This window comes from Corynebacterium sp. HMSC074A01, assembly GCF_001831515.1.
Classification (GTDB): Bacteria; Actinomycetota; Actinomycetes; order Mycobacteriales; family Mycobacteriaceae; genus Corynebacterium.
Window position 1 is genome coordinate 17,014 of sequence record NZ_KV825615.1, and the last position, 22,380, is coordinate 39,393.

18 protein-coding genes and 1 riboswitch are annotated in these 22,380 nt (G+C 68.3%); of the genes, 10 read left to right on the forward strand and 8 right to left on the reverse strand.

Translation table 11 applies throughout. The features are described 5' to 3' along the window. The first annotated feature begins 100 nt into the window (after positions 1-100). The 7 genes from HMPREF2550_RS03900 (at position 101) to HMPREF2550_RS03930 (ending at position 5,817) form a co-directional block, all read left to right on the forward strand. On the forward strand, positions 101-382 hold the full coding sequence (locus HMPREF2550_RS03900; protein ID WP_070789823.1) for a hypothetical protein: 282 nt from the start codon (positions 101-103) through the stop codon (positions 380-382). A gap of 29 nt (positions 383-411) precedes the next feature. Next, a riboswitch (TPP riboswitch) is annotated at positions 412-507 on the forward strand. Beyond that, a complete protein-coding gene (locus HMPREF2550_RS03905; protein ID WP_070789825.1) occupies positions 499-2,007 on the forward strand; it encodes a bifunctional hydroxymethylpyrimidine kinase/phosphomethylpyrimidine kinase in 1,509 nt (502 codons plus the stop codon). It overlaps the preceding riboswitch by 9 nt. Continuing rightward, positions 2,000-2,650 (forward strand): thiamine phosphate synthase, encoded by a 651-nt coding sequence (locus HMPREF2550_RS03910; protein ID WP_070789827.1) that lies wholly within the window; start codon positions 2,000-2,002, stop codon positions 2,648-2,650. Before HMPREF2550_RS03905 ends, HMPREF2550_RS03910 begins: the two co-directional genes overlap by 8 nt. Continuing rightward, positions 2,647-3,732, forward strand: a complete 1,086-nt coding sequence (thiO, locus tag HMPREF2550_RS03915; protein ID WP_070789830.1) for a glycine oxidase ThiO — start codon at positions 2,647-2,649, stop codon at positions 3,730-3,732. The genes HMPREF2550_RS03910 and thiO overlap by 4 nt, the downstream gene beginning before the upstream one ends. A gap of 8 nt (positions 3,733-3,740) precedes the next feature. Continuing rightward, positions 3,741-3,938, forward strand: coding sequence for a sulfur carrier protein ThiS (thiS, locus tag HMPREF2550_RS03920; RefSeq protein WP_070789832.1), 198 nt, complete (start codon positions 3,741-3,743; stop codon positions 3,936-3,938). Positions 3,939-3,940: 2 nt separating this feature from the next. Continuing rightward, positions 3,941-4,732 (forward strand): thiazole synthase, encoded by a 792-nt coding sequence (locus HMPREF2550_RS03925; RefSeq protein WP_070789834.1) that lies wholly within the window; start codon positions 3,941-3,943, stop codon positions 4,730-4,732. Then, positions 4,729-5,817 carry a ThiF family adenylyltransferase gene (locus HMPREF2550_RS03930; protein WP_070789836.1) on the forward strand — a complete coding sequence of 363 codons (1,089 nt, stop codon included), beginning with the start codon at positions 4,729-4,731 and terminating at the stop codon, positions 5,815-5,817. The genes HMPREF2550_RS03925 and HMPREF2550_RS03930 overlap by 4 nt, the downstream gene beginning before the upstream one ends. Here HMPREF2550_RS03930 and HMPREF2550_RS03935 read toward each other — a convergent pair. From HMPREF2550_RS03935 to HMPREF2550_RS03955, 5 genes are all read right to left on the reverse strand, one after another. Then, a complete protein-coding gene (locus HMPREF2550_RS03935) occupies positions 5,814-6,164 on the reverse strand; it encodes a DUF4282 domain-containing protein (RefSeq protein ID WP_070789838.1) in 351 nt (116 codons plus the stop codon). The two genes, HMPREF2550_RS03930 and HMPREF2550_RS03935, sit on opposite strands and share 4 nt — an antisense overlap. Positions 6,165-6,239: 75 nt before the next feature. After that, positions 6,240-6,857, reverse strand: a complete 618-nt coding sequence (locus HMPREF2550_RS03940; protein WP_070789839.1) for a DUF305 domain-containing protein — start codon at positions 6,855-6,857, stop codon at positions 6,240-6,242. Between the two features lie 60 nt (positions 6,858-6,917). Next, positions 6,918-7,397 carry a YdcF family protein gene (locus tag HMPREF2550_RS03945; protein ID WP_070789840.1) on the reverse strand — a complete coding sequence of 160 codons (480 nt, stop codon included), beginning with the start codon at positions 7,395-7,397 and terminating at the stop codon, positions 6,918-6,920. Next, the gene (gene purE, locus HMPREF2550_RS03950; RefSeq protein WP_070789842.1) at positions 7,390-7,893 is read right to left on the reverse strand and encodes a 5-(carboxyamino)imidazole ribonucleotide mutase; all 504 of its coding nucleotides are present in this window, start codon (positions 7,891-7,893) and stop codon (positions 7,390-7,392) included. Before purE ends, HMPREF2550_RS03945 begins: the two co-directional genes overlap by 8 nt. A 16-nt stretch (positions 7,894-7,909) precedes the next feature. Next, a complete protein-coding gene (locus HMPREF2550_RS03955) occupies positions 7,910-9,070 on the reverse strand; it encodes a 5-(carboxyamino)imidazole ribonucleotide synthase (protein WP_070789844.1) in 1,161 nt (386 codons plus the stop codon). A gap of 41 nt (positions 9,071-9,111) precedes the next feature. Here HMPREF2550_RS03955 and budA point away from each other — a divergent pair, with 41 nt between their 5' ends. Next, positions 9,112-9,864 (forward strand): acetolactate decarboxylase, encoded by a 753-nt coding sequence (gene budA, locus HMPREF2550_RS03960; RefSeq protein ID WP_070789845.1) that lies wholly within the window; start codon positions 9,112-9,114, stop codon positions 9,862-9,864. On the opposite strand, the gene HMPREF2550_RS03965 is transcribed toward budA, so the two are convergent. Genes HMPREF2550_RS03965 through HMPREF2550_RS03975 form a run of 3 tightly spaced genes read right to left on the reverse strand, consistent with a single transcriptional unit; the run spans position 9,854 to position 11,432 of the window. Then, positions 9,854-10,309: a hypothetical protein gene (locus tag HMPREF2550_RS03965; protein ID WP_371441168.1), complete on the reverse strand. Its 456-nt coding sequence runs from the start codon at positions 10,307-10,309 to the stop codon at positions 9,854-9,856. The genes budA and HMPREF2550_RS03965 overlap by 11 nt on opposite strands. 9 nt (positions 10,310-10,318) lie before the next feature. Then, a complete protein-coding gene (locus tag HMPREF2550_RS03970) occupies positions 10,319-11,041 on the reverse strand; it encodes a biotin--[acetyl-CoA-carboxylase] ligase (RefSeq protein ID WP_070789847.1) in 723 nt (240 codons plus the stop codon). A 10-nt stretch (positions 11,042-11,051) separates the two neighbouring features. Next, positions 11,052-11,432, reverse strand: a complete 381-nt coding sequence (locus tag HMPREF2550_RS03975) for a holo-ACP synthase AcpS (RefSeq protein WP_070789849.1) — start codon at positions 11,430-11,432, stop codon at positions 11,052-11,054. Between the two features lie 142 nt (positions 11,433-11,574). Between HMPREF2550_RS03975 and HMPREF2550_RS03980 the strand changes: the two genes are divergently transcribed. Further along, positions 11,575-13,185: an acyl-CoA carboxylase subunit beta gene (locus tag HMPREF2550_RS03980; protein WP_371441169.1), complete on the forward strand. Its 1,611-nt coding sequence runs from the start codon at positions 11,575-11,577 to the stop codon at positions 13,183-13,185. A 28-nt stretch (positions 13,186-13,213) separates the two neighbouring features. Next, the gene (locus HMPREF2550_RS03985) at positions 13,214-22,285 is read left to right on the forward strand and encodes a type I polyketide synthase (RefSeq protein ID WP_070789853.1); all 9,072 of its coding nucleotides are present in this window, start codon (positions 13,214-13,216) and stop codon (positions 22,283-22,285) included. Positions 22,286-22,380 lie beyond the last annotated feature (95 nt).

The window sequence follows — 22,380 nt, forward strand, 5'->3', positions numbered from 1 at the left end:
CAAATGTGAGAAGTATTCCACTTTCGCCCCAAAAGGGAACCGGCAGCCCAATTCATGCGTCTAATAGGGATACCCTTTTCCGCCTGCTACTAGTAGAAGCATGAAGTGCATCACCGCAACGTTCACCTCCTTGGCACTGCTCGCCGCCGCGCAACCGGCGCTCGCGCAGGACACGACCGACAGCAACGAGGTGGTCGTCAACGTCAACAACGTCAACGTCGACTCGAACGACACAGCTCCCGCCGAGACCACAAACGTGAACGTCGGCAAGAGCCTGGACGTCCTCGGCGCAGTGCTCGGCCTGCTCGCCGTCTTCGGCGCGCTCGCAGCCGGCTGGCTGTACTTCTCCGCCCCGGCGCTCGGCATCGCGCTCCCCTTCTAAGTGCGGCAGGGGCGCTGTGCTAGCGTCGCCAGTGTGACACGGGGTGCACCCAACATGGTGCTGAGATGAGACCCGTCGAACCTGCTCTAGCTCGAACTAGCGAAGGGATGTCCCACATGAATACACCTGCCCTGCCCCGCATTCTGACTATCGCCGGCACCGACCCGACCGGAGGCGCAGGAGTCCAGGCCGATATCAAATCGATCCAGGCCGCCGGCGGTTTTTCCTACAGCGTGGTGACCTCGCTCGTCGCCCAGAACACCACCGGCGTGCAGGAGATTTTCACCCCGCCGATCGATTTTCTGCGCGCGCAGCTGCGCTCGATCACCGACGACGTAGCGATCGACGCGATCAAGATCGGCATGCTCGGCACCACCGAAATCATCGAGGTGATGCGCGAGTTCCTCACCACACACGCGCGCGACTGCAAGGTGGTGTTGGATCCGGTGATGGTGGCGTCGTCAAGCGATAGGCTCCTCACGCGCGAGGCGGAAGAGGCGCTGCGCGAGCTCGCCTCGCTTGCCGACGTCATCACGCCCAACCTCCCCGAACTCGCCGTCCTCGCTGGCGTTGACCCGGCCGAAAACTTCGACGCCGCGATCGCGCAGGCGCAAGGCCTGGCGCATAAGCTGGGCACGACCGTCATTGTCAAAGGCGGGCACCTTTCCGGCCCGCGCGCGGACAACGCCGTGGTCACCGCGGACAGCGTGCACCACGTGCCGGTGACCCGGGTGGAGACGAAGAACACGCACGGCACGGGCTGCTCGTTTTCCTCGGCGCTGGCCACGCGCCTGGGGGCCGGCTTCGATACGCCCGCGGCGACCGAGTGGGCGTCGCGCTGGCTGCACGAGGCGATCGCGCACGCCGACGCGCTCGCCGTCGGGCACGGCCGCGGCCCCGTCGACCACGACCATGTGGGCCGCCGCATGCAGCGCGCCGCCGACTGCAACCCCGAGCACTTCTTGCTTATCGACGCCGGCCCAACCCCACCGCTCGCGCAACCTGCCGGCCCCCACACCCAGGCGCTGTGGGACGCCTCGGCGCCGTACCTCACCGCGATCATGGAGCTGCCGTTTATCCGCACGCTCGGCGACGGCACGCTCGACCACGCCGACTTCATGTTCTACCTCGAGCAGGACGCCTACTACCTGACCAAGTACGCGCGCTCCCTGCGTGCGCTCGGCGGCGCGTGGGCATCGGATGCGGACGCCGCGATCGCCGACGAGCAGGAGATGCAGCGCACCTGGCTCGCTGACCTGGGCCGCGAGACGCTGCCTTCGCAGGTCACGCGCGCGTACACCGACTTCCTGCTCGCTTCGACGTTGGGCGAGTCGGCCGCGATCGGGCAGGCGGCGGTGCTGCCCTGCTACTGGCTCTACTACGAAGTCGGCGCGCGACTGGCTGAGCGCAACCACGACGCGCACCCCTACCGCGACTGGCTGGCCACCTACGCGGGCGACGGCTTCTACGAGGCGGTGCGCGGCGCGATCGAGCGTTGCGAGGCCACGCTCGCGGCGAACCCCGACGCGCTGGATGCGGCGGTGCGCGCGTGCGCGGTCGCCTCGCGCTACGAGCTCGATTTCTTCGACCAGGCCGACCGCGCGTGGGTGGTGCGCGATGCCTAAGGCGGTCGACTTGCGCTGCTACTTCGTCACGGGCCAGCCTGCCGCCGATGTTGCGCGCGTCGCCGCTTCGGCCGCAGCCGGCGGGGCGGGTGTGATCCAGGTGCGCAGCAAGCCGATCGCCGAGCCAGCGCTCGAGCGGCTCGCCTGCGAGGTCGCCGATGCGGTCGCCGCGGCGAACCCGCGCACGCGCGTGCTTATCGACGACAACGTCCCCCTCGCCGCCCGCCTCATGGAAACCCACCACATCCACGGGGCGCATATCGGCCAGGACGACATGGACCCGCGCGCGGCCCGCGAGCTGCTTGGACCCAACGCGATCCTCGGGCTGACCACCGGCACGCTCGCGCTGGTGGAGGCGGCAAACGCGTACGCCGACGTGATCGATTACGTCGGCGCGGGCCCCTTCCGCCCCACCCCGACGAAAGACTCCGGGCGTGCCCCGCTCGGCCTCGACGGCTACCCGCCGCTGGTCGCCGCCTCGAAGGTGCCAGTCGTGGCGATCGGCGACGTGCACGCCTCGGACGCCGCAGCACTCGCCGCCACGGGCGTGGCCGGCGTGGCGATCGTGCGCGGGTTCATGCGCGCCGAGGACCCGCGCGCGATGGCGGCGGGCATCGTGAAGGATTTCGAGGCTGCGTCGTGAAAAGCTTTGCACACCTCATCGTCGGCGCCGGCATCATCGGCCTGACCACCGCCTTCGAGCTCACACGCCGCGGCGTCGACCCGCGCCAGATCGCGCTGGTCGACCCGGCCCCGGCAAGCGGCGCGACCAACGTCGCCGGCGGTATGCTCGCCCCGGCCGCGGAGGTGCAGTACCGCCAGGAGCCGCTCTACCCGCTGATGCTGGAGTCGGCGGCGTTGTACCCTGCGCTCATCGCGGACCTGCCGGGAGCGGAGGTCGGGTACCGCACGGAGTCGACCTTCGTTGTCGCCGCCGACCGCGCCGACGCCACCCACCTGCGCGAACTCACCGAGCACCAGCACGCCCACGGCATGGACGTCGACCGCCTCACGCTGCGCCAAGCCCGCGCGCAGGAGCCGGGCCTCAGCCCGCAGCTCGCCGGCGTGGTGGAGATCCCGGGCGACCACCAGGTCAACCCGCGCATGTTCGCCGCCGCCCTGCTGCGCGAGCTGCAATCGCGCGGCGCCACCCTCGTGCGCGAAAAAGCAAAAGCATTGCGCTGGGAGGGCGATAGGTGCGTCGGCGTCGATACCCTGCGCGGCGACACCGTCTATGTATGCAACGGCCTCGGTGCCAGCGCGCTCGGCTTGCCGCTGAACCTGCGCCCGGTGCGCGGCGACATGCTGCGCCTTGCCGGCCGCATGCCGGTCGGCCGCGTCGTGCGCGCCTTCGTCGAGGATCGCCCCGTCTACATCATTCCGCGCACCGACGGCACCGTCGCCGTGGGCGCGACCAGCCGCGAGGACGCGCGCGTACGTCCCGCGGTCGACGGCGTGTACACGCTGCTTCGCGACGCCATCCGCGTCGTCCCCGCCATCGAGGACTGCGAGCTTGTGGAGGCGCTCGTCGGCAATCGCCCCGGCACGCCCGACGACCTGCCCTACCTGGGCCTGCGCGGTGAGAACCTGGTGGTCTCGACCGGCTATTTCCGCCACGGGATCCTGCTGGCGGCGCTCGGCGCGCGCGTCGGCGCTGACCTCGGGCTCGAGCGCGAAACGGCCGTCGATATCTCCGCGTGCGACCCCGCCCGCCACGAATCTTAAGGAGCATCATGCGCATCACCATCAACGATCAGCCCCGCACCTTCGACACCGCGCCGACCGTGCAGTCGCTCGTCGACGAGGTCGTCGGCCACTCGAAGGGCGTCGCCGTCGCGGTCAATGGCAAGGTCGTGCCCGCAAGTCGCTGGGGCACCTCGCTTGCCGACGCCGACACCGTCGACATCCTCACCGCCGTCCAAGGAGGCTAGCCGTGCTACAGATCGCCGACAAGGAATTCGACTCCCACCTGATCATGGGCACCGGCGGGGCGACCAGCCAGCAGTTGCTCGAGGACGCGCTGGTCGCCAGCGGCACGCAGCTGACCACCGTGGCGATGCGTCGGCACGCTGCCCGCGCCGACGGTGGCGAGAGTGTCTTCGAGATGCTCACCCGGCTCGGCATCGACCCCCTGCCGAACACCGCGGGCTGCCGCACCGCCCGCGACGCGGTGCTCACCGCGCAGCTGGCGCGCGAGGCGCTCGGCACGAACTGGGTCAAGGTAGAGGTCATCGCGGACGACCACACGCTGCTGCCGGATGTCGTCGAGCTCGTCGACGCCTGCGAGCTGCTCGTCGCCGAAGGCTTCGTCGTGCTTGCCTACACCTCCGACGACCCGGTCGTCGCCGCCCGCCTGGAGCAGGTCGGGGTGCACGCGGTGATGCCGCTCGGCTCGCCGATCGGCACAGGTCTTGGCATTTTGAACCCGCACAACATCGAGCTGATCTGCGCGCGTGCGCAGGTGCCCGTGCTTCTCGACGCCGGCGTCGGCACCGCCTCCGACGCCACCGCCGCCATGGAACTCGGCTGCGACGGCGTGCTGCTCGCGAGCGCGGTCAACCGTTGCCAGGATCCGGTCGCGATGGCGCGCGCGATGCGCCACGCGGTCGAGGCGGGTCGGCTGGCCCGAGGGGCGGGGCGGATTCCGCGGCGGACGCATGCGGAGGGGGCGTTGGCGTCGTCAAGCTTTGAAGGCCTGGCGAGCTGGGCGGATGAGGTCCTATGAGCCTGCCTCACGCTGAGCTGCGGCGCACTGCGCGCCAAACACTGTTACCGGGCTTCGGGGTGGAGGGCCAGGAGGCGCTGAACCGGGCGCGGGTGCTCGTCGTCGGCGCGGGCGGGCTCGGCTGCCCGGTGATGCAGGCGCTGGTGGCCACCGGTGTCGGCACGCTCACGGTGATCGACGACGACGTGGTGGATGACACGAACATCCACCGCCAAATCCTGTTCAGCGCCGCCGACGTGGGCCGGCCGAAGGTGGAGGTGGCGGCCGAGCAGCTGCGTCGCCACCGCGCCGACGCCACGATCGTGCCGCTGCGCGAACGCCTCGATGCTTCCAACGCGCCCGAGCTCTTCCGCGAGCACGACCTGGTCATCGACGGCTCGGATACGTTTGGCACCAAGTTTCTTTCCGCCGACGCCGCCGAAATTACCGGCACGCCCTTGGTGTGGGGCTCGGTGCTGCGCTTCCACGGCGAGCTCGCGCTGTGGCGCTCGGGTCCGGAGGATCGCGGGGTGGGGCTGCGCGACCTCTACCCCACCCACCCGGCACCCGAAGACACGCCGGACTGCGCCACCGCGGGCGTGCTCGGGGTGACCACCTCGGTCGTCGGCGGGATGATGGCCACCGAGGCCGTGAAGTACCTCGCGGGCATGGACGCCGAGGTCGGCGTGCTGCACGTCTACGAGGCGCTCGCCGGGACGGTGCGGCGCTTCGAGGTCGCCGCCGACCCGGAGCGCGAGCTGGTCACCGAACTGGAAGTTCAAACTCCGTCGTGCGCGCTGCCGCAGGACGGTGAGAAAACGCGCCTGCTCGCGCAGGTCGCCGGCGGTAACGCCACCGCGCTGGACGTGCGCGAACTCGGCGAGAAGGCGATCAAGGACCTGCCGCAACAGTCTGTACACCTGCCCGCCTCGGTATGGCGCGAAGACCCGGACACCGCGACCTCGCTCCTCGATACGCTGCGTGGCGCGGGTGACGTCGTGGTCTACTGCGCCTCGGGAAAGCGCTCGGCCGATTTCGTGGAGCGCTTCGGCGAGGCCGCGAACGCGCGCGGACTCACGCTACACAGCCTGCCGGGTGGGCTTTAGCGGCGCTGCGCCTCTGCGATCTCGGAGGTGTTCTGCGCCGTCTTGATCGCCGAGACCATGAATTCCAGCGTGACCCGCGCACTGATCAGCGAGACCAGCGCGGCCAGCGTGCCGACGATGAGGAAGCCGATGAGCGCAAACAGGCCGGAGCCAAAGCCGTCGCTGAACGCTGCGAGCGACACGAGCAGGCCGAAGACCCAGCACAGACCGATGAGCACGGCGGAGATCAGGTAGATCACCCGCGCGAACTTCAGGGTGATGTACTGGGAGAACGAGAAGTCGAAGAGTGCGGAGAAGAAGCCGTCGGCAGTCTGCTTGCTTTGCGCGGCATTGAAGTTCGAAGTCATGTGCGTTCCTTTACAGTCGTACTACTGGTGCACTACGAACTTATACCCGGTTTGGCACTCCCCCGCGTCTTTTCTTTACTCAGTCAGCACGCTTTCGCCTTTGGCTTCTAAGCGTTCTTCCATCTCGTGCATCTCAGCGGTTTGGACGTCGACCATCTGCTGTGCCAGGTCCACGAGAGGCTGGTAGCCGCCGTTATCGATTTGGTCTTGAGTCATGGCAACGGCACCTGCGTGGTGAAAATGCATCAGCTGGAGGAACCGGGTGTCTGCATCCTCTCCAGAAAGCGTTTTCAGCTGGTCCATCTGCTCCGGAGTGAGCATGCCATTGGCAATGTGCGGGGCGTGGTGTGCCATTAAGTCGCCTTGGTCCCATTGTTCCGCCCAGCCGACCATGGTGTCGATTTCTTCTTGTTGCCCGACCTTAATCCGCTCGGCCAAGTCCGCTGTCGCTTCGCTGATGCCGTCGGCGGCCAGGATGATCTCGCTCATGTCCACGGCTTGCTGGTGATGCGGTGTCATCATCGCAATAAAATGCAAATCTACCCCGTTGACTTCTGCGGGTTGGCTGGCCCCGGCAGTCACCGCGGTACCGTCCTTGTCGGTCTGCGGCGCATTTGTGGCGCATGAGGCCACGCTGGCCCCCAGTAGTGCAACGGTGATCAAGCCGGCGATGCGGCGCTGTAAGTGTGCCATGAATGGAGCCCTCCTAGGCCTGAAGTACATGGTGCCAAAAGTAGCACCATCGGATTTACTCTAGCGCATTTTGTGCATAAGTCGCCGCCACACAACCCGCGCCGCGGAGTGCGGCAGCGCGATAAGCTCGCGCGCGTAGTTCTTCGGCCGGGAGCGGCGCGGGGTACGCGCGGGCACCATCTCCACCGGAATGCCTAGGTGCCAGGCCCACACGCGCGTGCGGCGGACGTGGAAGTTACTGGTCACCACGATCATGCGCGGCGCATGCGGGAAGAGCGCACGGGTGCGCTCGAGGTTTTCGTTCGTCGAGGTGGCGCAGGGCTCCTCAACGATGAGTTCGCGGGGCACGCCGCGCCCGGCGAGCCAGCTCGCCATCACTGCCGCTTCCCCGCGGCCGGTGACCACGATTCTGCGGCGCACACCGGCACGCGCGTCGGTGCGCCAGCGCACCAGCGCGGCGCAGAGACGGGCGTGCAGCATGCGCGACGGGTGGCCGTCGACAATGCGCGCGCCCAGCACCACGATTGGGCTGCTACTCACCCAGCAACCTGCTGCGCAGCGCCTCGTCCTTCTTCTCCACGGCCGCAGCCATGTCCTCCTGGTAGCGCACCATCTTCTCCTGCAGCTGCGCATCGGCCGCGCCCAGGATGCGGGCGGCGAGCAGGCCGGCGTTCTTCGCACCGCCGATGGACACGGTGGCAACCGGCACGCCGCCCGGCATCTGCACGATGGACAGCAAGGAATCCATGCCGTCGAGCGTGTCGAGCGCGCGCGGGATGCCGATGACCGGCAGCGGGGTCGCCGCCGCCACCATGCCGGGCAGGTGCGCGGCACCGCCGGCGCACGCGATGATCACGCGCAAGCCCCGCTCGTGCGCCTGCTTGGCATACGCGAGCATCTTCTCAGGCGTGCGGTGCGCGGACACGACGCCGACCTCGAAGGGAATGCCGAACTCGGCGAGTACTTCGGCGGCGGGTTTGACGGTGTCCCAGTCAGAATCGGAGCCCATAATCAGGCCGACGAGGGGTGCAGACATAGGTGCGAAAGCCTTTCTAGTTCCAGCGGGCCGTAATCAGGTACTTCGCGGCGTGCTCCGCGATCTTGCGGGTGGTGACCACGTCGTATCCGGTCACGTTCACGTGCCCGATCTTGCGGCCCGGACGCCAGCTCTTGCCGTAGAGGTGGATCTTGGCCTCCGGGTAGCGCAGCATCACTTCCTTGACGCGGTTTTCCATCGACATCTCCGGGTCCTCTTCGCCGCCGAGGACATTGACCATCACGGTGACCGGGGCGACGGTCTCGGTCTCACCCAGCGGCCAGTCCAGCACGGCACGCAAGTGCTGCTCGAACTGGGAGGTCAGCGAGCCGTCCTGGGTCCAGTGGCCGGTGTTGTGCGGGCGCATCGCCAGCTCGTTGATGGACACGGCGGTGCCGGTTTCCGTCTTGTACTCGAACAGCTCCACCGCCATCACGCCGGTGACATCCAGCTTGCGCGCAATCAGGCGCGCAAGCTTCTTGCACTCGCGCGCGAGCCGCGACGGCAGGTCCGGGGCGGGCGCGATCGCGACGCGGCAGATACCGTTGTCCTGGCGCGACTCCACCACCGGCCACACGCGCATCTCGCCGGAGCGGGAGCGCGCCACCATGATCGACAGTTCGCGGACGAAGTCGACCTTCTCCTCCGCGTAGAGCTCCATGCCGCGGCCCAGCAGGTCCTCGACCAGGTCGAGCAGCTCGCCCTGGGAGTCGGGGAACCAGACGCCTTTACCGTCGTAGCCACCGCGCGTGGTCTTCAGGCAGACACGGTGCTCGTGCTGCTCCCAGAAGGCACGAGCCGCGTCCACGGAGTCAATCGCGGCGTACTCCGGCACGGGCAGGCCCAGTTCTTCGAGTTTGCGGCGTTGCGCCAGCTTGTCCTGGGCGTACAGGAGTGCGCTGGGGCGTGGTTCGACGAGCACGTGCTCGTCGAGAAGCTGCTCCAAGTGCTCATTCGGCACGTGCTCATGGTCGAAGGTCACTGCCGACGCCCCGCGGACTACCTCCCGCAGGTCCTCCAGCTTGTGGTAGTCGCCGAGGCGCACATCACTGTAGACTTGGGCGGCGGATGCGTCCTCGCTCCCGGCGAGCAATCGCATGTGCAAACCGAGCTCGATCGCCTCGGTGTGCATCATGCGGGCGAGTTGGCCGTCGCCGACGACCACGACAATTGGCATTCCTTGTGCGTCATTCACACACCACACCTTACCCTGGTGCTATGTCCACGAACTCTCAGGCGGTTTCGCGCCACACGATTTTCCAGAACTCGCTCATGACCGCGCTCCTCGACGGCATCTACGATGGCGAGCTGACCATCGGCGACATCCTGGCCAAAGGCAACTTCGGGCTCGGCACCTTCGATGGCCTCGACGGCGAGATGATCATCCTCGACGGCACCTGCTACCAGCTCACCAGCGACGGCAAAGCCCGTATCGCGGACCTCGACCAGCGCACGCCGTTTACGGTGGTGACGAACTTCGTGCCGCGCATCACCGTCGACGCGCCGCAGGGCATGCGCCGCGGCGAACTGTCCTCCTTCATCGACTCGCTCGAGCCCAGCCGCAACTTCTTCTACGCCGTGCGCATCACCGGTACCTTCGACGAGGTGGTCACCCGCACCGTGAGCAAGCAGGAAAAGCCCTACCGCCCCATGACCGAAGCAATTAACGACGACGCCGAGCACCATTTCGAAAACGTCACCGGCATCATCGGCGGCTTCCGCACCCCGGCCTACGCCAAGGGCATCAGCGTGCCCGGCTGCCACGTGCACTTCATCGACGAGGCGCGCACCTCCGGCGGCCACGTCCTCGACTACACCGTGCGCGACGCCCGCATCGAACTGTGCCCCGGCACCGACATGGACCTGCACCTGCCGGTCACCGCGGAGTTCCAGCAGGGCGACCTCACGCCGGAGGACCTGGACAACCAGCTGCACGACACGGAAATCAAGGGCGCGCAGATCAACGGTTAAGCGCTTTCTGCAGCGCCTTGTCGACGGCGCGCGCCTTGCCCACCTGCTCGAAAACCAGCGGGCGGTCGTAGCCGTAGACCGCCACCGAGATCCCACCTTTGACGCGGCGGGCGGAGTGAATCTGCTCCAAGGGGATGGAGTCGACCGCGCCGCGGCGCCCGCGGGCGAGGATGCGGCGGTCGGTGAGCATGAAGCGCCGCCGTCGAGAGGCCACCAGCGGGCCGACGAAGCGCCACAGTGCGAGTAGCGCCCACAGCGCCACGGCGAGGTTGCGCAGCGCGGGGTCGATGCCCGGGGTCACATCCATCCAGCCGATCGCGATCCAGGCCACGCCCGTAATCACGATCAGCTCCATCAAAGGGAAGGTGAGGGTGGAAAGGGGTGCGCAGACGTCGACAAGCACTTGCTCGCCGTCGTGAGTTTGAAACCGCACCTTTTTTGACACGCGACCAGGCTACTGTTTCGGGCGCAGGTGATGCACATCGCCGACGGAGTAGGCGGTGCCGTCGATGATGACTTCGCCGTGCTCGTTGATGCCGTCGACCACGCCGTGGACATCGCGGTCGTGCAGCTCCATGCGCACGGTCTGGCCGATGGTGGAGCAGACCTTGCGGTAGTCGCTAAGCAGCTGCGGGTCGCCGTCCTGCCACTGCTTCAAGCGGCGGCCCATGGCGCGCAGGATGTCGATGGTGAATTCGTCGAAGTCGACGTCGATGCCCTCGAGGTTGAGCGCGGTCGCGGTGTCGACGGGCAGCTGCTCGGGGCGGAAGTTGACGTTAATGCCGATGCCCACGACCACGTTCGGCAGTGCGAGGTTGGACAGGATGCCCGCGATTTTCTTGCCGCCGATCTGCACGTCGTTCGGCCATTTCAGGCGCGCCTGCGGGACGACGTCGGTGACGGCCACGCCCGGCGCGATGGACAGCAGGCCGTAGTGGTTGGGGTCTGTACCTGCGTCGATGACCATACTCATGGCCAGCTGCGCGCCCTTCGGTGTGACCCACGTGCGGTTCAAGCGCCCCTTGGACGCGGTCTGCTCGTTTGCGATGAGCACCATGCCCGCCTCACCTTCTTTGACCATGTCGGCGTTGGTGGAGCCGGTGGTCTCGACGTAGCGCACCTGTGGCCAGTAGGAGGCGACGGCGTCTTGGATGCGGGCGAGGTCTGTGACTGTCATGCCGACAAGTTTAAGCGGTGGCGACAAGGCAGGTGGCAGTGGCGTAGTCGCCGTCGTGGCTCAGCGAAACCGACGCGACCGCCGGTGCACCCGCAGCAGCAAGCTGCGAACTCACTGTGAGGGTGGGGCGGGAGTGGGCGTCGATAAGCACTTCGAGCTGGCGAAAATCGATGGCCTCGAGCACGGGCGGGAGCCCGAAGCGGCTGGATCCCCACGCTTTGATGTACGCCTCTTTGGCGGCCCAGCGCGCGGCGAGTGAGGCGTCGCGGTCGGGCTTGGCCGCGCAGTCGCGCAGCTCGCGGTCTGTAAACGCGCGGGCGAAGGTGGTGCCGGGGGTGGCGAGCTGCGCGCGGAAGGTGGGGATGTGGACGAGATCGGTGCCGATGTGCACGCGTGGCCTCCCTTCGTAACACAAACGTGATCAAACTCACAGCGGGACGTTCTCCCACCTTAACGGGCGGGCGCACGCCCTGAAACCTACCGAAGCGTAGGTTATTCATGTTTTGTATAGCTAATTATTAGCACGAAAGCTTATGCTACCCCGCATGACAGTTTCAGCGAAGATGTCACACACGACACAAACCACCGCAGAAAAGCTCGACGACCTGCGCGCCCGCCGCGCCGAAGCGCTCGCCCCCATGGGCGAGCAAGCACACGACAAGGTGCGCGACGCCGGCCGACTCACCGCCCGTGAGCGGCTCGACTACATCCTGGACGAGGGATCCTTCGTGGAAACCGACATGCTCGCCCGCCACCGCACCCACGACTTCGGCATGTACGCCAAGCGCCCGGTCACCGACGGCATCGTCACCGGCTGGGGCACCATCGACGGCCGCGAGGTCTGCATCTTCTCCCAGGACGGCACCGTCTTCGGCGGCGCGCTCGGCGAGGTCTACGGCGAGAAGATGATCAAGATCCAGAAGCTGGCCATTGCCACCGGCCGCCCGCTGATCGGCCTCTACGAGGGGGCGGGCGCGCGCATCCAGGACGGCGCGGTCTCGCTCGACTGGATCGCCCAGACCTTCTACCAGAACGTGCAGGCCAGCGGCGTGGTGCCGCAGATCTCCGTGATCCTGGGCGCCTGCGCCGGCGGCAACGCGTACTCGCCCGCGCTCACCGACTTCGTGGTGATGGTGGACAAGACCTCCAAGATGTTTGTCACCGGCCCGGACGTGATCAAGACCGTCACCGGCGAGGAGATCAGCCAGGAGGAGCTCGGCGGTGCGTGGACGCACATGGCCACCGCGGGCAACTGCCACTACGTCGCCGAAAACGACCAGGAGGCGCTGGACTGGGTCATGGACCTGGTGAGCTACCTGCCGGCGAATAGTCGGGAGAAGGTGGACACGAAGGCGTCGATAAGCAATGAGCCCAAAGAAGCGCTGGATCAGCTCATCCCCGACTCCCCCAATACCCCCTACGACGTGCGCGAGGTCATCGCCGAGCTTGCCGACGACGGCGAGTACCTCGAGATCATGGAGCAGCGCGCCGAGAACGTCGTCACCGCGTTCGGGCACATTGACGACCAGGTCGTCGGTTTTGTGGCGAACCAGCCGCAGGTCTTCGCCGGCTGCCTGGACATCGACTCTTCTGAGAAGGCCGCGCGCTTCGTGCGTACCTGCGACGCTTTCAACATCCCGATTGTCATGCTGGTGGACGTGCCCGGGTTTTTGCCCGGCGCGGGCCAGGAGTACGGCGGCATCCTGCGCCGCGGCGCGAAGCTGCTCTACGCCTACGGCGAGGCGACCGTACCGAAAATCACCGTGACCATGCGCAAGGCCTACGGCGGCGCGTACTGCGTCATGGGCTCGAAGGGCCTGGGCGCGGACGTGAACCTCGCGTGGCCGACCGCGCAGATCGCGGTGATGGGCGCGGCCGGCGCCGTCGGGTTTATCAACCGCAAGGAGATCAAGGCCGCCCGCGAGTCCGGGATGGACGAGCAGGCCCTTAACGAGCTGATCGCCAGCTTCGAGCGCGAGTACGAAGACACCATCTTGAACCCCTACAACGCCGCCGAGCGCGGGCTCATTGACGCGGTGATCTTGCCCTCGGAGACCCGCGACGCGATCGCCGCGAACCTGCGTCTCTACCGCGACAAGACTGTCGCCCGCCCCGCCCGCAAGCACGGCAACATGCCGCTGTAAACCTCTCACCACCCTAAAAGGACGATTCATGACGATTAATCCCATTGCCGCGCTCAATTCCGCCCGCCCCGCGCTCATCTTCCAGGGCCAGGGAAGCCCCTGGCAGCGCGCCCTGCATGACGCCGTCTCGCCCACCGCGCGCGTCACACTGCGCTCGCTTCTCGACGCCGCACTTTCCCTCACCGGCCCCGTCGCCCGCCCCCTGGCCTCTGCGGTGCCGGGCACGGTCGACCGTCTCGGCGCGATCTTGAACGCCGACGAAGAGGTCGGGTCGCTGCCCATGGACGCGCACCCGGCGGTCTCGGTGCCCGGCATCGTGCTCGCCCAGCTCGCGGCGGTGCAGCACCTGCGTGACCTCGGCTTGGAGGTCGAAAACGTCGATCTCGCCGGCCATTCCCAGGGCGCGCTCGGCGTGGCCGCGGTGAAGCACCCGGAGCACGCGCTCGCCTTCGCGCTCATTCTCGGCGCTGCCGCTTCGACTGCCTACGGCGCGCGCGATACGGCCCCGCGGATGCTCAGCGTGCGCGGCATCCCGGTCCCGGCACTTTCCGACCTGCTCGTCGAGCAGGACGCCGACAAGCTGCTGTCCGTAGTCAACGGCCCGCGCCACGCAGTCCTCGCAGGCGAGCCCGCCGAGCTGGCGCAAGTCCGCGAGGCCATCGAGAAGCATGCGGAGGCCTTCAACGCCAAGCTGGAAGCAGCCGAGTTCGGCGGCTCCGAGCTCACCCCCATCTTCGACGAGCTGCCGGTTGCCTACCCCTTCCACCACGCAAGCGAGGCCAACACCCGCGCCGTCGAGCTGGCCGCCGAGTGGGCAAAGCAGTGTGGCCTGGATCTGGGCGAGGATTCCCCGCGCGCGCTCGCGCAGGCCATCCTGGTCGACCGCCACGACTGGCCCGTCTCCGTGCGCGGCCTGCTCGAGGACGGAGCAACGCACGTCGTCTCGCTCGACTCCGCGCTCAGCGGGATTACCTCCAAGCTCGTCGCCGGCTCCGGCGTGCCCGTGATCACCGCCGATAACGCGCGTGCCCGCGACGCGCTTGCCACCCCGGGCACCGAGATCCCCGAGGCGGTCTCCTACGAGAAGTTCGCCCCGCGCCTGGTGCGCCTGCCGGACGGCAAAGTCTACACCCAGACCCGCTTCTCGCAGGTCACCGGCCTGTCCCCCATCATCCTGGGCGGCATGACGCCTACCTCGGCGGACGGCGAGATCGTCGCCGCCGCCGCTAACGCCGGCTACTGGACCGAGCTCGCCGGCGGCGGCATGTACTCCGAGGAGGTGTTCAACGAGCACCGCGACACGCTCGCCGCACACCTCGCGCCGGGTCGCACCGCCCAGTTCAACACCATGTTCTTCGACCGCTTCCTGTGGAACATGCACTTCGGCCAGACCCGCATGGTGCCCAAGGCTCGTGCCGCCGGCGCCCCGTTTAACGGCGTGTGCATCTCCGCGGGCATCCCCGAGGTCGACGAGGCCACCGAGATCATCGACGGCTTGCGCGCCGACGGCTTCCCCTACATCGCGTTCAAGCCGGGCACCCCGACCCAGGTCCGCGACGCGGTCGCGATCGCCGCGGCCAACCCTGATGTGCCGGTGATCCTCATGGTCGAGGACGGCCACGCCGGCGGCCACCACTCCTGGGTGGACCTGGACGACATGCTGGTGGACACCTACGCGCAGGTCCGCGAGCACGACAACGCGATCCTTACCGTCGGAGGTGGGGTGTACTCGCCGGAGCGCGCCGCGGAGCTGCTCACCGGCGCGTGGGCGCAGCGCTTCGAGATGCCGCACATGCCGGTCGACGCCGTCTTCTTGGGCACCGTCGCGATGGCCACCAAGGAGGCAAAAGCCACCGATTCGGTGAAAGACCTGCTGGTCAACACGAAGGGGCTCAGTCCCGCGGACAACGGTGGCTGGGTGTCGCGTGGTTCGGGGCGCAACGGCGTGGCGTCGTCGCAAAGCCACTTGCTCGCCGACATCCACGACCTGGACAACTCTTTTGCCAAGGCCTCCCGCCTGATCACCAACATGCCGGCCGAGGAGTACCAGGAGCGCCGCGAGGAGATCATCGCCGCACTGGCTAAGACCTCCAAGCCTTTCTTCGGCGACATCGAGGACATGACGTATGCCGAGTGGGTTGAGCGCTTCGTCGAGCTGGCGCACCCGTTTGTCGACGCCTCGTGGGACGCCCGTTTTGTCTCCACGCTGCGCCGCATCGAGGCGCGCCTTGCGCCGCAGGACAGCGGCGAGATTGTCAGCCAGTTTGCCGACGGCCCGCAGGACCCGCACGAGGCGCTCGCCCGGCTCATCGAGGCCTACCCGCAGGCCCGCGAGATCCGCGTCTCCCCGCGTGATGCCGCCTGGTGGATCTCCCTGCACTACGAATATCCCAAGCCCATGCCGTGGGTCCCGGCGATCGACGGCGACCTGAAGATGTGGTTTGGCAAGGACACGCTCTGGCAGGCCCAAGACCCGCGCTATACCGCCGACGAGGTCCGCATCATCCCCGGCCCCGTCGCAGTCGCCGGCATTACCCGCAAGAACGAGCCGGTCGCAGAGCTGCTCGGCCGCTTCGAGGCCGCCACGACGCAGGCGCTTCTCGACGCCGACGTCACCCCCACCGACCGCTTCGCCCGCCTCGCTGACGCCGTGAGCGTCGAGGACTACCTGCGCGCGGCCCCGACCCTGTTCTGGCATGGGCACCTCATGGACAACCCGGCCTACACCATGGACGACGCGAGCTTCGAGATCGTCCACGACTTCTACGGCTCCGACGCCTCCGACGGGGACAACGGGCTGGCCATCCGCATCCACACCGACTCCTATTGGGACGACCTGCCGGAGGACCAGCGACCCTTCTACGTGCGCGACGTGACTATCCCGATCCACCTGCCCGAGGGCGTGCACACCGGTGCCTCGCCGGTCGTCGACGACGCGCGCCTGCCGAAGGCCGTCTTCGACCTGCTCGCGGGTCTGGCCGGCGTGGGCTCGGTTTCTGAGGCTGGCGATGCGATCACCGAGCTGCCGTCGATTATCGCGGGTTCTGAGGATACGGCGCACCCCTTCGGGCTTGCGCGCACCAGCTTCCACGTCCCCGCCTCCCTGCTTAAGGCGCACACCGCGGTCACCGGTGCCGCCCTTGGCACCGACGTGCCCGACGGCACGCCCGACGCGCTGGTCGGCCCATGCTGGCCGGCGATCTATACCGCGCTCGGCTCCGCCACGCTCACAGACGGCTACCCAGTCATCGAGGGCCTGCTCAACGCCGTCCACCTCGACCACCTCATCGCGCTTGCACCAGGCACGGACCTGCACGCGCTTGCTGACGGCCGCGAGCTCGCCGTCACCTCCTGGTGCAGCGGCATCGAGGAGTCGGTCTCCGGGCGCATCGTCACGGTCGAGCTGCGCATTGCAGACGGTGAGCGCGACGCGGTCAAGCAAATGCACCGCTTTGCCATCCGCGGCCGGGCGACGACCTCTACCCCGCCGAGTGTCGCACCCGAGTTCGGCGGCGTCGAGGCCGCAATCGAGGCGACCCCGCGCTCCTTTGTCGACCGCGCAACAGTGACGGCCCCTGCCGACATGACGCCTTTCGCCCTGGTCTCGGGCGACTACAACCCGATCCACTCCTCCTACAACGCCTCCGGGCTCGTCGGCTTAAGCGCGCCACTGGTGCACGGCATGTGGCTGTCTGCCACCGCACAGCACCTCGCCGGACGCCACGGGCGCGTGACCGGCTGGACCTACTCCATGTACGGCATGGTGCAGCTGAACGACGAGGTGGAGCTGACCGTCGAGCGCGTCGGCCGCGCCGGCATCCAGCCCGCGCTCGAGGTGACCTGCCGGATCGGCGGCGAAGTCGTCTCCCGCGGCCAGGCGCTGCTCGCGCAGCCGGCGACCGCCTACCTCTACCCGGGCCAGGGCATCCAGTCCGAGGGCATGGGTGCCGGCGACCGCGCGGCCAGCCCCGCCGCCCGCGAAATCTGGCGACGCGCCGACGCGCACACCCGCGAAAACCTGGGCTTTTCCATCCAGCGCATCGTGGACGCCAACCCGACGGAGCTCACCGTGCGCGGCGAAGTGTTCAAGCACCCCGACGGCGTCCTGCACCTGACGCAGTTCACGCAGGTCGCCCTCGCCGTGGTGGCCTACGCGCAGACCACGCGGCTTCGCGACGCGAACGCGCTGGCCACCGGTGCCATGTACGCGGGCCACTCGCTGGGCGAGTACACCGCGCTCGCCTCGCTGGGCAACATCTTCGACCTGGAATCCGTCATTGATGTGGTCTACTCCCGCGGCTCCTCCATGGGCTCGCTGGTCCCGCGCGATGCGGAGGGTAACTCCGACTACGGCATGGGTGCGCTGCGCCCCAACATGATCGGGGTGTCCGACGCTGAGGTCGCCGACTACGTCGCCAAGGTGGCGGCAGACACCGGCGAGTTCCTGGAGATTGTCAACTACAACATCAAGGGCCAGCAGTACTCCGTCGCCGGCACGAAGCGCGGCCTCGCCGTCCTCGCCGAGCGCGCGGGCGCTGTGCACGAGCGTGCCTACGTGCCGGTGCCGGGCATCGACGTGCCCTTCCACTCGCGCGTGCTGCGCTCCGGCGTGGCCGACTTCGCCGCCAAGCTCAACGAGCTGTTGCCCGCGCGCATCGACGTCGACGCCCTCGAGCACCGCTACGTCCCCAACCTGGTCGCGCGCCCCTTCGAGCTCACGCAGGAATTCATCGACGCCGTGCGCGCCGAAGTGCCTGCCGACGACCGCGCCTCCCAGGACGCACTCGCCGCGCTCAACCCAGACACCATGGACCGCTCCGACGTCGCTCGCGTCCTGCTGATCCAGCTTCTGGCCTGGCAGTTCGCCTCGCCGGTGCGCTGGATTGAGACCCAGGACCTCATCTTCGCCCGCGTCGAGCAGGCCATCGAGGTGGGCCTGGCGTCCGCGCCGACTTTGACCAACCTGGCCAAGCGCGAGATGGCGGTGACCGGCCACCACATCCCGGTGGTCAACGCGGAGGCGAACTGGGAGCAGGTCACGCTCAGCGACACCGTCGCCGCGCCCGAGCCGGAGGCCGCGGAAGAGGACACCACCGAGGCAGAAGCACCGGCCGAGTCCGCGCCTGCCGAGCCCGCACCGGCCGCACCTGCAGCCCCCGCCGCGGCACCGGCAGCCGCGCCCGCGCAACCGGCCTCCGACCTGCCGTTTCACGCCGCCGACGCAATCAACGTGCTCTTCGCCTTCCAGAACAAGATCCGCCCCGAGCAGATCACAGACGCCGACACCATCGAGGAGCTCACCGGCGGCGTCTCCTCGCGCCGCAACCAGCTGCTCATGGACATGTCCGCGGAGCTCGGCGTGCCCGCCATCGACGGCGCCGCCGAAGCCGACGTGGTCACCCTGCGCGAGCGCGTGAACACCGCAGCACCCAGCTACACCCCCTTCGGCCCGGTGCTCACCGAGGCGATCGGCACGCGCCTGCGCCAGGTCCTCGGTGCCGCGAGCCTGGCCCCCTCCCACGTCGCCGACTACGTCACCGGCACCTGGGCGCTGCCCGCAAGCTGGGTCCCGCACGTCGAGGCCGCCGTCCTGCTGGGTACCCGCGAGGAGGACTCGGTCCGCGGCGGCACCCTTGCCACCCTCCCGCCGGCCAGCTCGAAGGCCGAGGTCGCCACGCTTCTCGACGCCGCCGTCGAACTCGTCGCCAAAAACCACAACCAGGAAGTCGCCAAGGCTTCTGCCGCGGCGTCCTCCGGCGGCGGGGTCGTCGACTCCGCAGCGCTCGACGCCTACCGTGAGGAGGTTTCCGACACGCTCGTCGCCACCGCACGCACCCTGCTGGAGAAGCTCGGCGTGGAGTCCGCGGCCGCGGACACCTCCGTCGACGCCGAGGCCGCCGCCGAGGCCCGCACCGTCCTCGACACCATCGAGGCCGAGCTCGGCACGAACTGGGTCGCGCAGGTCTCCCCGGTCTTCGACGCCCGCCGCGCAATCCTTTTCGACGACCGCTGGGCCCAGGCCCGCGAGGACCTCGCCCGCATCGCCACCGGCGACACCGGCGAAAACACTTCCCGCTTCGCGCCCGCACGTTTCACCGGCACCGGCCAGACGATCGCCGACCAGGCACGCTGGTACGCCGCGCACACCGAGGGCGCACCGCGCAAGGTCCTGGAGGACATCGCGGCCAACGCGCTCGAGACTCCAGAGCTCGAGTACGCAGGCGACGTCGCGCTTGTTACCGGCGCCGCACCTGGCTCCATCGCCACCGCTCTGGTCGAGCGCCTGCTCGAGGGAGGCGCGACCGTCATCATGACGGCCTCGCGGATCACCCAGTCCCGCAAGGAGTTCGCGCGCAAACTCTTCCGCGACCACGGCACCCCGGGTGCCGCGCTCTGGCTGGTCCCGGCGAACCTGTCGTCCTACCGCGACGTCGATGCGCTCATCGACTGGATTGGTTCTGCCCAGCGCGAGACCGTGGGCAACGAGGTCAAGCTGATCAAGCCCGCCCTCGTCCCCACGCTCGCCTTCCCCTTTGCCGCGCCTGGTGTCTCCGGCTCGCTGGCCGAGGTCGGCGGGAACACCGAAACCCAGGCAAGGCTGCTGCTCTGGTCGCTGGAGCGCACCATCGCCGGTCTGGCCCGTCTCGCCCAAGACGCGGACGTGCCCACCCGCGCACACATCGTGCTTCCGGGCTCGCCGAACCGCGGCACCTTCGGCGGCGACGGCGCGTACGGCGAGGTCAAGGCCGCGCTCGACGCGATCGTGAACAAGTGGCACGCCGAGACCGGCTGGCCCGAAGGCGTGACGCTGGCCCAGGCGCGCATCGGCTGGGTCGCGGGCACGCACCTGATGGGCGGCAACGACGTGCTCATCCCTGCCGCCCGCGAAGCCGGCATCCACGTCTGGGACCCGGAGGAGATCTCCTCCAAGCTCATGGGCCTGGCAAGCGCCGAGTCGCGCAAAACGGCGCAGGAGCACCCGCTGGACCTCGACCTCACCGGCGGACTCGCAGACTCCGGCGTGTCGATCGCCGAGCTCGCCCGCGAGACGAGCATCGAGGCTGCCCCGGCTCAGGTAAACAACCCAGACACCGACGCCCCGCGCATCAAGGCGCTGCCGAACGTGGCCAACCCCGCCCAGCCGGACGGCTCGGCGATCGGCCAGCTCGGCGAGGTCACTTGCCCGCTGGACGACATGATCGTCATCGCCGGTATCGGCGAGGTCTCCTCCTGGGGCTCCGGCCGCACGCGCACGGAAGCCGAGTACGGCATCCAGCGCGACGGCACGGTCGAGCTCACCGCCGCCGGCGTGCTCGAGCTCGCCTGGATGACGGGCCTTGTCCACTGGGCCGAGGACCCCACCCCGGGCTGGTACGACGCCGACGGCCAGGAAGTGGCCGAAGAGGACATCGCGAACCGCTTCCGCGACGAGGTCATCGCGCGCGCCGGTGTGCGCCGCCTGAGCGACAAGTACTTCCTCACCGACGGCGGCTCCATCGACCTCACCGAGGTCTTCTTGGACCGCGACGTCACCTTCAGCGTCGCCAACGAAGCCGAGGCCCGCGAATTCGCCGAGGCCGATCCGGACAAGACCCGCATCACCTGCACTGACGGCGAGTGGCAGGTCACCCGCCTGGCAGGTGCCACCGCGCAGCTGCCACGCAAGGCCACGCTTTCTCGCTCCGTCGCAGGCCAGATGCCGGAGGGCTTCGACCCCGCCAAGTGGGGCATCCCCGCCCAGATGGTGGACAATATGGACCGCATCGCGGTGTGGAACCTGGTCACCGCAGTCGACGCGTTCATCTCCGCGGGCTTCACCCCCGCTGAGCTGCTGCGCGCGATCCACCCGGCGGATGTCGCGTCCACCCAGGGCACCGGCATCGGCGGCATGGAGTCCCTGCACCAGGTCTTCGTCTCCCGCTTCATTGGCGAGGAGCGCCAGTCCGACATCTTGCAGGAGGCCCTGCCGAACGTGGTGGCCGCGCATGTGATGCAGTCGCTGGTGGGCGGCTACGGATCCATGATCCACCCGGTCGCCGCCTGCGCTACCGCCGCGGTATCCGTGGAGGAGGCCGTGGACAAGATCAAGCTTGGCAAGGCCGACTTCGTCGTCGCCGGCGGCATCGACGATGTCCAGGTCGAGTCGCTCCAGGGCTTCGGCGACATGAACGCCACCGCTGAGACCGCGAAGATGACCGCGCAGGGCATCGACGACCGCTTCATCTCTCGCGCGAACGACCGCCGTCGCGGCGGATTCCTCGAGGGCGAGGGCGGCGGCACCCTGCTCGTGGTGCGCGGCTCGCTCGCCGCGGAGCTGGGCCTGCCGGTGCATGCTGTGGTCGCCTACGCCGATTCCTTCGGCGATGGCGCGCACACCTCCATCCCGGCACCAGGCCTGGGCGTGCTCGCCGCGGCTCGCGGTGGCAAGCACTCGCGCCTGACCCGCAGCATCACCTCGCTCGGGCTTTCGCTTGACGACGTCAACGTCGTCTCCAAGCACGACACCTCCACCAACGCCAACGACCCGAACGAGTCCGAGCTGCACTCCCTGCTCTGGCCCGCCGCCGGCCGCGACCCGCACGCGCCGATGTACGTCATCTCGCAGAAGTCGCTCACCGGTCACGCTAAGGCGGGCGCAGCTCTGTTCCAGATCGGCGGGCTGATCGAGGTCTTACGCACCGGCCGCCTGCCGCAGAATGCCTCGCTGGACTGCGTCGATCCGCTCATCGGGCCGAAGGCCACCAACCTGGTCTGGCTGCGCGACACCCTCGACCTTGGCGAGGGCGCAGTGAAAGCAGCGGCGCTGACCTCGCTGGGCTTCGGCCACGTCGGCGCGCTCGTCGTACTCGCCCACCCAGGTGTGTTCGAGGCGGCACTCGCTGCCGAGGGGCGCGACGTCGAGGCCTGGCGCGCACGCGCCACCGAGCGCCTGCGCTCCGGTGCGGGCCACCTGGAGGCAGGCATGGTCGGACGTGCCGCCCTGTTCGAGCAGGTGCACAACCGCCGCTTCGCCGAGGGCCACACCCACAACAGTGAGATCGCCCTTCTGCTGGACGCGGACGCCCGCTTGGGCGAGGACGGTGTGTACCCGGTCGCGTAGCACCACCGGCGGTGTGTGCCGCCGGTAACACCATCCGAACTTGCAGGGATAGATCCTCTGCACACACGTAACGGGGTGGGCCACTTCCCCGGCCC